Origin of the sequence: Oscillibacter sp. (assembly GCF_032018205.1) — a bacterium.
Taxonomy (GTDB): Bacteria; Bacillota; Clostridia; order Oscillospirales; family Oscillospiraceae; genus Oscillibacter.
In genome coordinates this window covers 25,540-38,281 of sequence record NZ_DALZOY010000004.1, presented here as the reverse complement: position 1 = coordinate 38,281, position 12,742 = coordinate 25,540, and the positions used below count along the sequence as shown (strand labels likewise).

Below are 12,742 nucleotides of genomic sequence, written 5' to 3'. Positions count from 1 at the left end.
GAACAATGAACATCGGTAAACAGTTGAAAGAGGGCGTCATTACCAACAACCCCGTGCTGGTGCAGCTTCTGGGTATGTGCTCTACCATGGCCATCACGACCTCGATTGCAAACGGCCTTGGCATGGGCGTATCCGTGCTGCTGATTCTGACCGCCTCCAACGTCGTTATTTCCGCTATCCGGAAAATCGTTCCTAACAAAATTCGTATCGCCATGTACGTGGTGGTTATCGCAGGCTTTGTTACCTGCGTGGATCTGCTGCTGCAGGCATTTCTGCCCGCCATTGCCTCGTCTTTGGGTGTGTTTATCCCTCTGATCGTGGTGAACTGCATCATTCTGGGCCGTGCGGAATCCTTTGCCTCCAAAGAGAGCATTGCCGCCTCCGCGCTGGACGGTGTGTTTCAGGGCCTTGGCTACACGCTGGTGCTGCTGGCCATGTGCATCATCCGCGAGCTCTTGGGTGCGGGCACTCTGGCAGGCATTCAAATCATGCCCGCGGGCTATCAGACCATTGGCGTGCTGACGCTGCCGGTGGGTGGCTTCCTCGTGCTGGGCGCATTGATTGCCGCCATGCAGTGGGCGCTGAACCGGCCCAAAAAGGCTGCAAAGGAGGAAAAGTAAGCCATGAAAGAAATCTTTTCCATTGCGCTGGGCGCCATTCTGGTCAATAACTTCATTTTTGCCCAATTCCTCGGGATCTGCCCCTTTATGGGCGTTTCCAAAAAGATTGACACCGCCGTGGGCATGGGCGTGGCCGTTACGTTTGTTATGGGCCTGGCCTCCGCGTTCACCTGGCTCGCCAACGAATATCTGCTGGTTCCTCTGAACCTTGCGTATATGCAGACCGTGGCGTTCATTCTGATTATCGCCGCGTTGGTGCAGTTTGTGGAGATGTTTCTCCAGAAGTCCCTCCCCGCCCTGTATACTGCGCTGGGCATTTACCTGCCGCTGATTACCACCAACTGCGCCGTGCTGGGTGTTGCCCTGCTGAACGTGCAGAACGGCTACAATTTTATTGAGTCCGTGGTGTATGGCATTACCGGCGGTCTGGGCTTCCTGCTGGCCATCGTGCTGTTTGCCAGCATCCGGGAGCGTCTTGTGTTCGCTGATCCCCCAAAAGCTTTTGAGGGCTTTCCCATCGCGCTGGTTACCGCCGGCCTGATGGCGCTGGCGTTCATGGGCTTCTCCGGTGCGAACGTCTTCGGTTAAGGAGGAGAAATCATGAATATTGTCTATGCCATTCTGGTGTTGAGCATTCTGGGTGCTATTTTTGCTGTCATTCTGGCAGTGGCGTCCATTGTCTTCGCCGTGAAAACCGACCCCAGACTTCCTGAAATTGTCGACGCCCTGCCCGGCGCAAACTGCGGCGGCTGCGGCTATGCGGGCTGCTCCGACTGTGCGGGCCACATTCTGGACGGCAGCGCGCCGGTCAATGCCTGCCCCGTGGGCGGCGCGGCCAGCGCCGAGAAGATTGCCGCCATTATGGGCGTGGAATCCAGCAGCGCCGAAAAAGAGGTGGCCTTTGTCCGCTGCAACGGCGGAACCGCCGCGAAAAAGCGCTTTGAATACCGCGGCGTGCTGGACTGTGTCTCCGCCACGAAGGTGGCTGCCGGTCCGCTGGAGTGCGGCTTCGGCTGTCTGGGCTTTGGCTCCTGCGTGACTGCCTGCCAGTTCGACGCTATGCACATCGCGCCCAACGGCTGCGCCGTGGTGGACCCTGTGAAGTGCACTGACTGCATGGCCTGCGCCACCGCCTGCCCCCGCAAGCTGATTATCTCCGTGCCGGTGTCCAAGAAGGTCCATGTGGCCTGTATCAATCAGGACAAGGGCAAGGTGGCCATGAGCGTGTGCGCCAACTCCTGCATTGGCTGCGGTCTTTGCGAGAAGGAGTGCAAAAAGGACGCCATCCATGTGACCAACAACGTGGCCGCGATTGACTACGCCAAGTGCATTAACTGCAAGATGTGCACCAAGGTTTGCCCCCGCGACTGCATTTTGCCCATCGCAACGCCCGAGGAGAAGGAGAAGTACAAGGCCGTTAAAAAGGCACAGGCTGACAAGGCCAAGGCCGCCGCTGAGGCTGCCGCCGCCGCGCAGACTGCCACTCCCGCTCCCAACGCGTAAGAGTATCCCAAAGACTTTGTCACAAGAAAAGGCAGGCCCAAATCGAAAGATTTGGGCCTGCCTCTTTGTCTGCGTTGATCTTGCCCAATGCTTGCATGTGAAGACCAAGGCGGTGAATTGTGCCGTATTGCCATCGTTATTCTGTCTTCAGTCCTGGTCAAACAAGCGTCCTGCCGGAACTTGAAGCGCTTCGGCAATGGAAAAAAGCGTCTCCAGGGAAAGTCCCTTCAGCCTCGCGCCGTTGTTGGCCTCAATTTGGCTGAGAAACGACCAGCTTTTGCCGATCATTTCCGCCAGTTGCTCCTGCGTATAGCCCCGTACCTTCCGGTAATAAGCAATTCTCAGCCCCAGAAGCCGGTAGTTTTCCCGATATTTTTCCCGCAAGCGGTATCCCTCCCTCCTCCGCAAATTAGGATACTTTCCTATTTATCCTTAATGTTATCAAAACAAAGGATGCTGTGTTACAGACCAATAGAATAATATTATTTACTTTTAGCGAGTAATATAGTATTATTAGAATAAATAAATACACTTTTGGCGAGGGGTGAGGTTATGCCGGAAGAAGAGGAGCTTTTAGAGGTGCTGGCAAGGCGCACAGGCTGCAATTATCTTTCAGATTTGCGGGAAAAGAGTTTTCAGCGCCGCGCGGTAAGGGCGGCGCTGGAGTTTTCGCAGGAGGCGTATTCCGCATCGCAGTGGCGGGACGCCGCCGGATATTTGCTGCATCTGACTGATTTGCCGCCCAGCGGAGAGGCGGCGCGTGCGCTGCTGCAAGGCTGGGAGGCTGCCCAAACTTCCGAAAATTAGTTAAAATAAGCGTCCCGGTCTGTGAAAGCGGACACGGGACGCTTTTGCGTTTTTTTAAAGCGCTCGCTTAAAAAGGACTGTGTTTCTCTTAGGCAACCCCGTCTCCACGCGGCCCCGCGAATGACCGCCGTGCCCACAAAACGAGGGGTTTTGCCTGAATTTACAATTTGTTTATATCCATCCATTGACATTCGTTTTGCGTGGTGGTAAACTCGCTTTAGCACTCGGAACTAATGAGTGCTAATCTTTGTTTTACCGTTCTGGTAAGGAGCGGATTATGGATTTGACAGACCGAAAAAAGCAAATACTGAAGGCGGTGGTGGAGGATTATATTTCCACTGCCGAGCCGGTGGGCTCAAAGGCCATTGCCACCCAGATGGGAGGCTCCGTCAGCTCCGCCACCATCCGCAACGAGTTGGCGGATTTGGTGGAGCTGGGCTATTTGGAGCAGCCCCACACCTCCGCCGGGCGGGTGCCCGCGCCCAAGGGCTATCGACTGTATGTCAACGAGCTGATGGAGCGGCAAAAGCTCAGCGTGGCGGAGACGGAAAAGCTGAACGCGGCGCTTCACCTGAAAATGGAAGAGCTGGACCGGACTGTTTCTCAGGCCGGGAAGGCGGTCAGCGCGCTGGCGGGCTATCCCGTGTACACAGCCACCGCCGGAAGAAAAAAATTTTTTGCTAAGCATTTTGATTTGATTCCCGTGGACGATGAAAGTTTGATCGTTGTGATGATGATGGGAAACAACCGGGTGAAAAGCCAGTTGCTCCGGCTTCAGCTAAAGCTGGACGCGGATCAGATACCAGCGCTTGCCCATTTGCTGAACACCCATTTTACCAACAGTTCCGCCGACGAGATGAACGAGCGGCTGCTGCACATGACGGATCAGCTCTCCCCCAAGGTGTTTTTACCCCTGAGCCAGACCGTGGCCTATGCCACGGACGTGCTGGACGAGGCGGGCCGCCGAGAGGTGCAGACCGTAGGAGCCAGTCGGCTTCTAAAGCTTCCGGAATTCCGGGATGCGGATAAGGCACACCAGCTTATGAGCTATCTCAGCGACGAAGACGCGGATCTCCCCTCCCCCGACGAAAATGCCCCGATGAAAATTCTCATCGGGCCGGAAAACGTCAGCCGCGCGCTGATGGACACCAGCGTGGTGGTTGCAAGCTATGACATCGGAGACGATTTGCGGGGCCTCATCGGTGTGGTGGGCCCCACACGTATGGATTACGCCGCCGTGACTGCGCGGCTGAGCTATTTTGCCGAAGGTATGGCACGAATGTTTGGAAAGAAGGATTTACTTTCCAAGAAGGAGGACACAAAGACGTGAGCGAGGAAAAGAAAGAGCCCATCGATCAGACCCCGGAGCAGGAGGCGGAGCAGACCCTTCCCCCCGAGACGGAGGAGACTTCGCAGGACGCTCCCGGAAAGAACGAAAAGCCCCGGAAGGAGCCTAAGAAAAAGGAAAAGACCTATACGCTTACCCGGGAGCAGATGGAGGCTGCGGAGCTGGCGGCAAGGCAGCTTGCCTCCGTTACGGACCAGTTTACCCGCCTGAGCGCAGAATATGACAACTACCGCAAGCGCACCGCCAAGGAGAAGGAGTCCATCTATCAGGACGCCAAGGCCGACACCGCCACTGCCTTTTTGGCCGTATACGACAATCTGGAGCGGGCCATGCAGGCCGGGGGCGATGACGAGTCCCCTCACAAAAAGGGACTGGAAATGATTTTTACCCAGTACAAAGAGGTGCTCTTAAAGCTGGGCGTCACCGAGATGGAAGCGCTGGGCCAGCCTTTTGATCCCAACCGGCACAACGCCGTCATGCATATCGACGACGAGACGCTGGGCGAAAACGTGGTGGCAGACGTGTTTCAGGCTGGCTTTATGATGGGCGACAAGGTTCTGCGTTTCGCGGCTGTCCGCGTGGCTAATTAAATTTGCCGGATTTGTAATTTTTTATGTTTCGATATAGGAGGAATTCATTATGTCTAAAGTAATCGGAATCGATTTGGGTACCACCAACTCCTGCGTGGCGGTGATGGAGGGCGGCGAGGCCATCGTCATTGCCAATGCCGAGGGCAACCGCACCACCCCGTCCGTGGTGGCGTTTTCCAAGACCGGCGAGCGTATGGTGGGTCAGGTGGCAAAGCGTCAGGCCATCACCAACCCGGACCGCACCATCTCTTCCATCAAGCGGGAGATGGGCACCGACCACAAGGTCACCATTGACGGAAAGGCTTACACCCCTCAGGAAATCAGCGCCATGATTCTGCAAAAGCTGAAGGCCGACGCCGAGGCGTATCTGGGCAGCACCGTCACCGAGGCGGTCATCACCGTTCCCGCCTACTTCACCGATGCCCAGCGTCAGGCCACCAAGGACGCAGGCAAAATCGCGGGTCTTGAGGTTAAGCGTATTATCAACGAGCCCACCGCCGCCGCGCTGGCCTACGGTGCGGACAAGGAGCACTCCCAGAAAATCATGGTGTACGATCTGGGCGGCGGCACCTTCGATGTGTCTATTCTGGAAATTGACGACGGCGTGATCGAGGTGCTGGCCACCGCCGGCAACAACCGGCTGGGCGGCGACGACTTTGACGAGTGCGTCATGAAGTATCTGGTAAGCGAGTTCAAGCGGAGCGACGGCGTGGACCTCTCCGGCGACAAGGTGGCCATGCAGCGGTTGAAGGAAGCCGCCGAAAAGGCCAAGGTGGAGCTTTCCGGCGTTACCAGCTCCAACATCAATCTCCCCTATATCACCGCCGACGCAAACGGCCCCAAGCATCTGGACGTGACTCTCACCCGGGCCAAGTTCAACGAGCTGACCAGCCATCTGGTGGACGCCACCATGGGCCCTGTGCGGCAGGCCATGTCCGACGCGGGCCTGAAGCCCTCCGAGCTGAACAAGGTTTTGCTGGTGGGTGGCTCCAGCCGGATTCCCGCCGTGCAGGATGCTGTAAAGAGCTTTACCGGAAGCGATCCCTTCAAGGGCATCAACCCCGACGAGTGTGTGGCCATGGGCGCGGCGCTTCAGGCGGGCGTTCTTACCGGCGACGTGAAGGGTCTGCTGCTGCTGGACGTGACGCCCCTGTCCCTCGGCATTGAGACGATGGGCGGCGTGTTCACCAAGCTGATCGACCGCAACACCACCATCCCCGTGAAGAAGAGCCAGGTGTTCTCCACCGCAGCCGATAACCAGACCTCCGTGGAGGTCAACGTGCTTCAGGGTGAGCGGGAGATGGCAGCTGCCAACAAGTCCCTCGGCCGCTTCCATTTGGACGGCATCGCCCCCGCCCGCCGTGGCGTGCCTCAGATTGAGGTCACGTTTGATATTGACGCCAACGGCATCGTCAACGTCTCCGCCAAGGATTTGGGCACCGGCAAGGAGCAGCATATCACCATCACCTCCTCCACCAACATGAGCAAGGACGACATTGAGCGGGCGGTGAAGGAAGCAGAGCAGTTTGCATCTCAGGACGCGAAGCTGAAAGAGGAAGTGGAAACCCGCAATCAGGCCGACCAGATGGTTTACCAGTCTGAGAAGACCCTGAACGAAATGGGTGATAAGATTCCTGCCGACGACAAGGCCAAGGTGCAGTCCGGCATCGACAAGCTGAAGGAGGTCCTCAAGGGGACCGACAGCGCCGCCATCAAGGCTGCTACCGAAGAGCTGACGCAGGCGTTTTATGCCGTGAGCGAAAAGCTCTATCAGCAGGCAGGTCCCCAGCAGGGCGAGCAGCCCGGCGCGGGTCCCGACGCGGGCGGACAGCAGGGTCAGTACTACGACGCGGACTATAAGGTCGTGGATGAAGAGGACAAAAAGGACGGCAATCAGTAACAAGTGAATGGAATGCGGAGCGGCCATAGCGGCGGCTCCGCATACCCCGTATAGCCCGACCCAAGGCGCCGCGCCGAGGGCGCGGGACGGAGAGGAGGAATAAGGAAGCGGAGCCTGCCCGCCGCAGTGGCGGAAAGGATTCGTGGACTTAAGCACTGTATGGCAGATCAAAAACGTGATTATTACGAGGTTCTGGGCGTTGCCCGGGATGCGTCTGAGGACGCGATTAAAAAAGCATACCGGAAGCTTGCCAAAGAAAACCATCCCGATTTGAACCCCGGAGACAAGGCGGCGGAAACCCGGTTTAAAGAAGTCAACGAGGCCTATGAGGTTTTGTCCGACGCAGATAAAAAGAGCCGCTACGACCAATACGGACACGCCGGCGTGGACCCCAATTTCGGCGGGGGCTACGGCGGTGCGGGCGGCTTTGACTTCAACGATCTGGGGGACATTTTCGGCAGCTTTTTTGGCGGTGGCTTTGGCGGACAACAGCGTCGGGCCAACCCCAACGCGCCCCAGCGGGGCGAGAGCATCCGTCAGGCTGTGTCCGTGTCCTTTGAGGAAGCGGCCTTTGGCTGCGACAAGTCGGTGACGGTGGAGCGGTACGAAACCTGCGACACCTGCAAGGGCAACGGCTGCGAGCCGGGGACTACCCCGGAAATCTGCCCCGACTGCCACGGCAGCGGCACGGTGCAGACCCGCAAGCAGACGCCCTTGGGCGTGTTTGCGTCCACGGGTCCCTGCCCCCGCTGCGGCGGAAAGGGCCGCATTATTCATCAGCCCTGCAAGGAGTGCTACGGAACCGGCATGCTTCGCAGCCGTCACACCATTGAGGTGAAGGTTCCTGCCGGAATTGACGACGGCCAGACCATGTCTATCCGTGGTCAGGGCCACGCGGGCAAAAACGGCGGACCCGCCGGGGACCTGCTGATTACCATCACGGTGAAGCCTCACGAGCTGTTCCGCCGGGAGGGCAACAGCGTGCTGTGCGAAGCGCCCGTCACCTTTGCACAGGCGGTGATGGGGGCGGAACTGGAGATTCCCACCATCGACGGGAAGGTGAAATACACCCTGCCCGAAGGCACCCAGACCGGCACCACCTTCCGTCTGCGGGGCAAGGGGATTCCCCTGCTGAACGGTCGAGGCCGGGGCGATCAGTATGTTACCGTTTACATCGAAACTCCCAAAAACCTGAACAAAGCCCAGAAGGAAGCTCTTGTAAAGTTTGCTGAATCCATGGGCGACAGTAATGACGAGGACCGCAAGAAGTTCTTTAAGAAATACAAAAAGTGAGGCATTCCATGTATCTGGCCGATTACCACACCCATTCCCGCGTCTCCCCCGACAGCACCGCCCCTATGCTGGAAATGGCCGCCGCCGCTGCGGAAGCGGGGCTGGATGAAATTTGCTTTACCGACCATTTTGAGCCGGTGAAGCCCCGCACGGTCATTCCGCTGGAGGAATTTGACTGGGGAGCGCTGACGAAGGAATATGAAGAAGCCGCCGCCAAATGGTCCGGCCCGGTGAAGCTGCGGCTGGGTTTGGAGCTGGGAGACGCGCAGGTGGACGAGGCCCGGACAGAGCGGCTGCTTGCGGGTATGCCGGAGCTGGATTTTATCATCGGCTCCGTCCATATGCTCTCCGAGCGGTTTGGGCTTCAGGATATCGGGTGGATGCAGGAACCGGACGAGAAAACCTGCTATGCCGAGGTTGAGGATTATCTTGGGAACCTGTTGAAAATGGCCCGGTGGGGGAAATTCACCGTGCTGGGCCACATGACGCTGCCCCTGCGGTATATGAACGATTACCGGGGCTTTCACATCAATGTGGACGGCTATGGCGCAGAGCTGGAGGAAATTCTGCGGACGTTGATTCAGGGCGGTCAGGGTATCGAGGTGAACACCACCCGGGGCAGTCGCTTCCTTCCCGATGCACAATGGCTGAGGCTGTACCGCGGCCTTGGGGGCGAGCTGATTACATTGGGCAGTGATGCCCACCGTCCCACGGACGTGGGCAAAGGAATCCGGGAGGGGCAGGCTCTGCTGCGGGAATGCGGCTTTACCCGCTTTTGTACCTTTGAAAAGCAGCGGCCCGTCTGGCACGCATTGTAAGGGATGTCTTGCATATTTCTCCAATTGCGTGTAAGATGAAGAAAAGGTGCATTGCACCCTCCGGCGGACCGGGGCGCGGAACGCGGCATTTGCCACGCCGGGGCCAGAGCGTCATGCCGTCAAACCAATGAATGCGAGGAAGTTTTTATGAAAATCGCACTGGGCGCCGACCATGGCGGATTTGAGCTGAAGGAAAAAATCAAACAGCAGTTGGAGAAGGACGGGTACGAGTGCCACGACTTTGGGTGCTTTTCCACGGAGAGCTGCGACTATCCCGTGTTCGGCGAGGCGGCGGCCCGGGCCGTGGCCTCCGGCGAATGTGAGCAGGGCATTGTCATCTGCACCACCGGCATCGGCATCTCCATCGCCGCCAATAAGGTGAAGGGGATTCGCTGTGCCCACTGTGCGGACACGATGCAGGCCCGGCTCTGCCGCCAGCACAACAACGCCAATATGTTGGCCATGGGTGCGGGCTTTACAGGGCCGATGCTGGCGCTGGAAATGGTAAAGGTCTTTTTGAATACCGACTTCGAGGGCGGACGGCACGCCCGCCGCGTGGCTCTGATGGACGCCATCGGGGACTGAGCAAAAACTTCGGAGGAGGAACACTATGGGGGGACCGAGAGGATACAGCAGCTATCATGGAAAGGGCCCCAAGTGGAAGATCCTGCTGGCAGTTTTGCTGGTGCTGGTGATTTTGGGGGCTGTGGCGGTGATTCGGCTGCAAAAGTACGTGGTCTACGACGATTCTGACCGCCCAAGGCTGGACCTGCCGCAATTTTCAAAGGACCAGCCTGATGGCTCCGGCAGCACATCGGCGGATGAACCCGGCGATGCAAGCTTTACCATTGAGGAGCCGGAGCAGAAAAGCATTCAAGCCGCCGCGCTTCCGGTGGGCCCGCTGACCAACTGGAAAGCCGCTTGGGCCGTAGTTTCCCCCGGCGGGGCGTATAACGCCGCGGTATACACCGTGAAGGATACGGACGGCTTTGTTTATATTGATTCTCAGGCCGCGCCGCCGTCGGCGGTGAAGACCGTGGAAGGCTCCGCTGCGGCGCTGGGAGATATGCTGAAGGATGAGGGCGTTTATGCCATTGCCAAAATTGCGTGCTTCCGGGATTCTGTTGCCTCCAGTGCAGATCTTGCGGGCAAGGGCCTGAAAAACACCGGCGGCTATGTTTTTTACGACGGGAACAACGACCGATGGCTGGCCCCCTCTAAGGAGGAAGCGCGGCAATATCTCGTTGATTTGGCCACCGCCTGCGCGGCGGCGGGCTTTGACGAAATTCTCCTGACGGACGTGAGCTATCCTACCGCGGGAAAGCTGAACAAGATCGACTACGGTCCGGCAGCCACCGGTTTGCCGGACAGCCTGCGCCAGGGAATCAACGCGTTTTTGACGGAGATGAAAGCGGCGCTGGCAGAGTATGACGTGAAGCTGTCTATTATGCTGCCGCCGGAGGGGGCTGATCCCGCCTCAATGCTTACCGATGTATCCGGCCAGTCTCTGGAGGACATTGCGCCCTTGATGGACCGGGTCTATGTCTCCGGGGAGGGGATTGCTTTGGACTCCCTGCGGACGCGGCTTGCCGCTGCCAGCAAGGATACCGAGCTGGTGCCGGTGCTGGCCCAGCCGGGGACGACGGAGGATGGCGAGTCCTATTTGCTCGCACCGTAAACTGCAAACAAACACCGGGGGGACGACAGTTCGTTCCCCCGGCGTATTTCTGCGCGGCGGGTGCGCTTTGTAATCTTTCAAAAAAACGCGAAAATGCTCTTGAACGTTTCGTGGCGTTGTGCTATAATACTCCCGTTACACCTGCCGGTGTGATGGAATTGGTAGACGTAGTGGACTCAAAATCCACCGCTGGCGACAGCGTGCCGGTTCGAGTCCGGCCACCGGCACCAAATCATGATAATCCGAACCTTGTCCCTATTGGGCATGGGTTCGGATTATTGCTTTATTTCAACTATGATTTCTTTCCTAACGGTAAGAAACGGCGCCCGGAATCTAAACCGAGAGGCCCACGAAAGAAGCGGAGAACTCCATAAAAAAGGCTGGACATCATCGGTTTGCTTGATGATGTCCAGCCTTTTTTTTCCTCTAATCTTTCTCCTTCTTATCCTCATGGGGCTTGAGCAATATGAGATTATTTTCCGTATCGTCTGAGATATAGATTTCTTCTGTTCTTTGCTGTGCCGCTTGAAGAATACTGATAGCTTTTGTTGTCTCTTTAAATAGTGTGATATACATTTCTTTATAGTCCGGCATGGTAAACACCTCGCGTATAATTCTATCTGCGGAAATATAATATATTATAATTCCGCTGGTGGAATTATGTCAAGACTGTATGGATATATAATTCTCTCAACAGAATTATATATTTGAGGTGTTGATCTTGAAACCACGAAAACATTCACTCGGCGAAATGAACGTCGTAGGCGCGAATATAACGAAAATACGTCTTGATAAAGGGTTGAAGCAGAAGGAACTGCTTGCCAAACTCCAGTCCGAGGGCATGGAGATCACCGGTTCCTGTCTCTCCAAAATTGAGGGGCAGACAAAAATGGTAACGGATAAAGACTTGCTGATTATCGCAAAAGCGCTGGGAGTTAAGCCGGAGGATTTGCTTTAACACTCCATGACAGCCGCATGTAAATTGACAGTTTGGCGCTTCTGTTTCTCCTTTTCGCTTCAAGCATATACTGTAACAGCTTTAAGAGCGATAAGACATATTCTCGGTTTGATTTTGACCGTATATGGAGCGGAACATAAGGAGTTACTATCATGATTGTCCATAAAAACACAGAGTTCAGCACTTCTTGTCGATTACCATACGATCCGTGCTGTTGCAGCAGCTACCTCATTGGCCCCACCGGCCCGACTGGCCCACAGGGCGTGCAAGGGCCTACCGGTCCCATGGGCAGCACCGGCGCACAGGGAATTCAAGGCCCCACCGGCCCGACTGGTCAGACCGGTTCGCAGGGAATGCAGGGGTCCACCGGCTCTACGGGCCCCACGGGTCCGCAGGGGGTACAGGGGGTCGACGGGCCCACCGGCGCACAAGGGATGCAAGGCCCGCAAGGTATTCAGGGTCCGCAGGGCGTTCAGGGGCCTATCGGCCTTATCGGCGGCACAGGCCCGCAGGGAGCGCAAGGTTCCATCGGCCCCACTGGTCCCGAGGGTGCACAGGGAACACAAGGTCCCACCGGTCCCGTAGGCCCTCAGGGTATTCAAGGTTCCACAGGTGACACTGGTCCGGCAGGTACGCCGGGAATGCAAGGACCCACCGGTGACGCAGGCCCGCAGGGAGCGCAAGGGCCAGTCGGTCCCACCGGATCCGGAGGTGCACAGGGAACACAAGGTCCCACCGGTCCCGTAGGTCCACAGGGAATTCAGGGGCCTACCGGTGGAACCGGCCCGGCAGGCTTGCAGGGTATTCAAGGCCCTGCCGGTTCCACGGGCTTGCAGGGTGTTCAGGGGCCCACTGGCGACACGGGCCCGGAAGGTGTGCAGGGGATCCAAGGTCCCACCGGTCCCGCAGGTCCACAGGGAATTCAGGGCCCCACCGGCCCCACCGGCGCGGCAGGCCCGCAGGGCATCCAAGGCCCTGTCGGTCCTACAGGACTGCAGGGCGTTCAGGGACCCATCGGTGACACTGGCCCGGTAGGATCGCAGGGCATCCAAGGTCTCGTCGGTCCTACAGGTTTACAGGGTGTTCAGGGGCCCACCGGAGATATTGGACCCGCAGGTGTGCAGGGTATCCAAGGTCCCGTCGGTCCTACAGGATTGCAGGGCGTTCAGGGACCCACCGGAGATATTGGACCCGCAGGTGTGCAGGGTATCCAAGGTCCCGTCGGTC

At 57.5% G+C, this 12,742-nt stretch carries 14 protein-coding genes, 1 tRNA gene and 1 pseudogene; 14 read left to right on the top strand and 2 right to left on the bottom strand.

Annotated features, from left to right (window positions below; genetic code table 11):
• The first annotated feature begins 5 nt into the window (after window positions 1-5).
• From rsxE to RTU96_RS04365, 3 genes are read left to right on the top strand one after another with little or no spacing between them, the layout of a single operon-like run.
• Window positions 6-620, top strand: coding sequence for an electron transport complex subunit RsxE (gene rsxE / locus RTU96_RS04375; protein WP_293008347.1), 615 nt, complete (start codon window positions 6-8; stop codon window positions 618-620).
• 3 nt (window positions 621-623) lie between these two features.
• Window positions 624-1,208, top strand: coding sequence for an electron transport complex subunit RsxA (gene rsxA, locus RTU96_RS04370; protein ID WP_293008349.1), 585 nt, complete (start codon window positions 624-626; stop codon window positions 1,206-1,208).
• A 12-nt stretch (window positions 1,209-1,220) separates the two neighbouring features.
• Complete coding sequence (locus RTU96_RS04365) at window positions 1,221-2,123, top strand: RnfABCDGE type electron transport complex subunit B (RefSeq protein ID WP_312635170.1); 903 nt, start codon at window positions 1,221-1,223, stop codon at window positions 2,121-2,123.
• Between the two features lie 147 nt (window positions 2,124-2,270).
• Here the strand turns inward: RTU96_RS04365 and RTU96_RS04360 are convergent, their stop codons facing one another.
• Entirely contained in the window at window positions 2,271-2,507 is a 237-nt protein-coding gene (locus RTU96_RS04360) for a helix-turn-helix domain-containing protein (protein WP_293008353.1), read from the bottom strand.
• Between the two features lie 168 nt (window positions 2,508-2,675).
• On the opposite strand from RTU96_RS04360, the gene RTU96_RS04355 reads away from it, so the two are divergent.
• The 9 genes from RTU96_RS04355 to RTU96_RS04315 all read left to right on the top strand — a co-directional run bounded on the left by RTU96_RS04355 (window position 2,676) and on the right by RTU96_RS04315 (window position 10,787).
• Window positions 2,676-2,930 carry a hypothetical protein gene (locus RTU96_RS04355; protein WP_293008355.1) on the top strand — a complete coding sequence of 85 codons (255 nt, stop codon included), beginning with the start codon at window positions 2,676-2,678 and terminating at the stop codon, window positions 2,928-2,930.
• Window positions 2,931-3,207: 277 nt separating this feature from the next.
• Window positions 3,208-4,260: a heat-inducible transcriptional repressor HrcA gene (gene hrcA, locus RTU96_RS04350; RefSeq protein ID WP_312635169.1), complete on the top strand. Its 1,053-nt coding sequence runs from the start codon at window positions 3,208-3,210 to the stop codon at window positions 4,258-4,260.
• Window positions 4,257-4,868 carry a nucleotide exchange factor GrpE gene (locus RTU96_RS04345; protein WP_312635168.1) on the top strand — a complete coding sequence of 204 codons (612 nt, stop codon included), beginning with the start codon at window positions 4,257-4,259 and terminating at the stop codon, window positions 4,866-4,868. The genes hrcA and RTU96_RS04345 overlap by 4 nt, the downstream gene beginning before the upstream one ends.
• A gap of 49 nt (window positions 4,869-4,917) precedes the next feature.
• Entirely contained in the window at window positions 4,918-6,768 is a 1,851-nt protein-coding gene (dnaK, locus tag RTU96_RS04340; protein ID WP_312635167.1) for a molecular chaperone DnaK, read from the top strand.
• Between the two features lie 159 nt (window positions 6,769-6,927).
• A complete protein-coding gene (gene dnaJ, locus RTU96_RS04335) occupies window positions 6,928-8,061 on the top strand; it encodes a molecular chaperone DnaJ (RefSeq protein WP_293008363.1) in 1,134 nt (377 codons plus the stop codon).
• An 8-nt stretch (window positions 8,062-8,069) separates the two neighbouring features.
• Window positions 8,070-8,879: a histidinol-phosphatase HisJ family protein gene (locus RTU96_RS04330; RefSeq protein ID WP_312635165.1), complete on the top strand. Its 810-nt coding sequence runs from the start codon at window positions 8,070-8,072 to the stop codon at window positions 8,877-8,879.
• Window positions 8,880-9,026: 147 nt separating this feature from the next.
• Window positions 9,027-9,464: a ribose 5-phosphate isomerase B gene (gene rpiB / locus RTU96_RS04325; RefSeq protein WP_312635164.1), complete on the top strand. Its 438-nt coding sequence runs from the start codon at window positions 9,027-9,029 to the stop codon at window positions 9,462-9,464.
• A gap of 25 nt (window positions 9,465-9,489) precedes the next feature.
• Window positions 9,490-10,557 carry a putative glycoside hydrolase gene (locus tag RTU96_RS04320; protein ID WP_312635163.1) on the top strand — a complete coding sequence of 356 codons (1,068 nt, stop codon included), beginning with the start codon at window positions 9,490-9,492 and terminating at the stop codon, window positions 10,555-10,557.
• A gap of 143 nt (window positions 10,558-10,700) precedes the next feature.
• Window positions 10,701-10,787: transfer RNA gene (locus tag RTU96_RS04315), tRNA-Leu, on the top strand.
• Window positions 10,788-10,983: 196 nt separating this feature from the next.
• Here RTU96_RS04315 and RTU96_RS04310 read toward each other — a convergent pair.
• On the bottom strand, window positions 10,984-11,151 hold the full coding sequence (locus RTU96_RS04310; protein WP_312635162.1) for a hypothetical protein: 168 nt from the start codon (window positions 11,149-11,151) through the stop codon (window positions 10,984-10,986).
• Window positions 11,152-11,308: 157 nt separating this feature from the next.
• On the opposite strand from RTU96_RS04310, the gene RTU96_RS04305 reads away from it, so the two are divergent.
• A complete protein-coding gene (locus tag RTU96_RS04305) occupies window positions 11,309-11,515 on the top strand; it encodes a helix-turn-helix transcriptional regulator (protein WP_312635161.1) in 207 nt (68 codons plus the stop codon).
• 152 nt (window positions 11,516-11,667) lie between these two features.
• Window positions 11,668-12,742: pseudogene (locus RTU96_RS04300) on the top strand (hypothetical protein); the annotation flags it as partial.

Excerpts from the sequence above, each read along its gene's own strand:
- rsxE (WP_293008347.1), top strand. The coding sequence starts at position 6 with ATGAACATCGGTAAACAGTTGAAAGAGGGCGTCATTACCAACAACCCC.
- rsxA (WP_293008349.1), top strand. The coding sequence starts at position 624 with ATGAAAGAAATCTTTTCCATTGCGCTGGGCGCCATTCTGGTCAATAAC.
- RTU96_RS04365 (WP_312635170.1), top strand. The coding sequence starts at position 1,221 with ATGAATATTGTCTATGCCATTCTGGTGTTGAGCATTCTGGGTGCTATT.
- RTU96_RS04355 (WP_293008355.1), top strand. The coding sequence starts at position 2,676 with ATGCCGGAAGAAGAGGAGCTTTTAGAGGTGCTGGCAAGGCGCACAGGC.
- hrcA (WP_312635169.1), top strand. The coding sequence starts at position 3,208 with ATGGATTTGACAGACCGAAAAAAGCAAATACTGAAGGCGGTGGTGGAG.
- dnaK (WP_312635167.1), top strand. The coding sequence starts at position 4,918 with ATGTCTAAAGTAATCGGAATCGATTTGGGTACCACCAACTCCTGCGTG.
- dnaJ (WP_293008363.1), top strand. The coding sequence starts at position 6,928 with ATGGCAGATCAAAAACGTGATTATTACGAGGTTCTGGGCGTTGCCCGG.
- RTU96_RS04330 (WP_312635165.1), top strand. The coding sequence starts at position 8,070 with ATGTATCTGGCCGATTACCACACCCATTCCCGCGTCTCCCCCGACAGC.
- rpiB (WP_312635164.1), top strand. The coding sequence starts at position 9,027 with ATGAAAATCGCACTGGGCGCCGACCATGGCGGATTTGAGCTGAAGGAA.
- RTU96_RS04320 (WP_312635163.1), top strand. The coding sequence starts at position 9,490 with ATGGGGGGACCGAGAGGATACAGCAGCTATCATGGAAAGGGCCCCAAG.
- RTU96_RS04310 (WP_312635162.1), bottom strand. The coding sequence starts at position 11,151 with ATGCCGGACTATAAAGAAATGTATATCACACTATTTAAAGAGACAACA.
- RTU96_RS04305 (WP_312635161.1), top strand. The coding sequence starts at position 11,309 with ATGAACGTCGTAGGCGCGAATATAACGAAAATACGTCTTGATAAAGGG.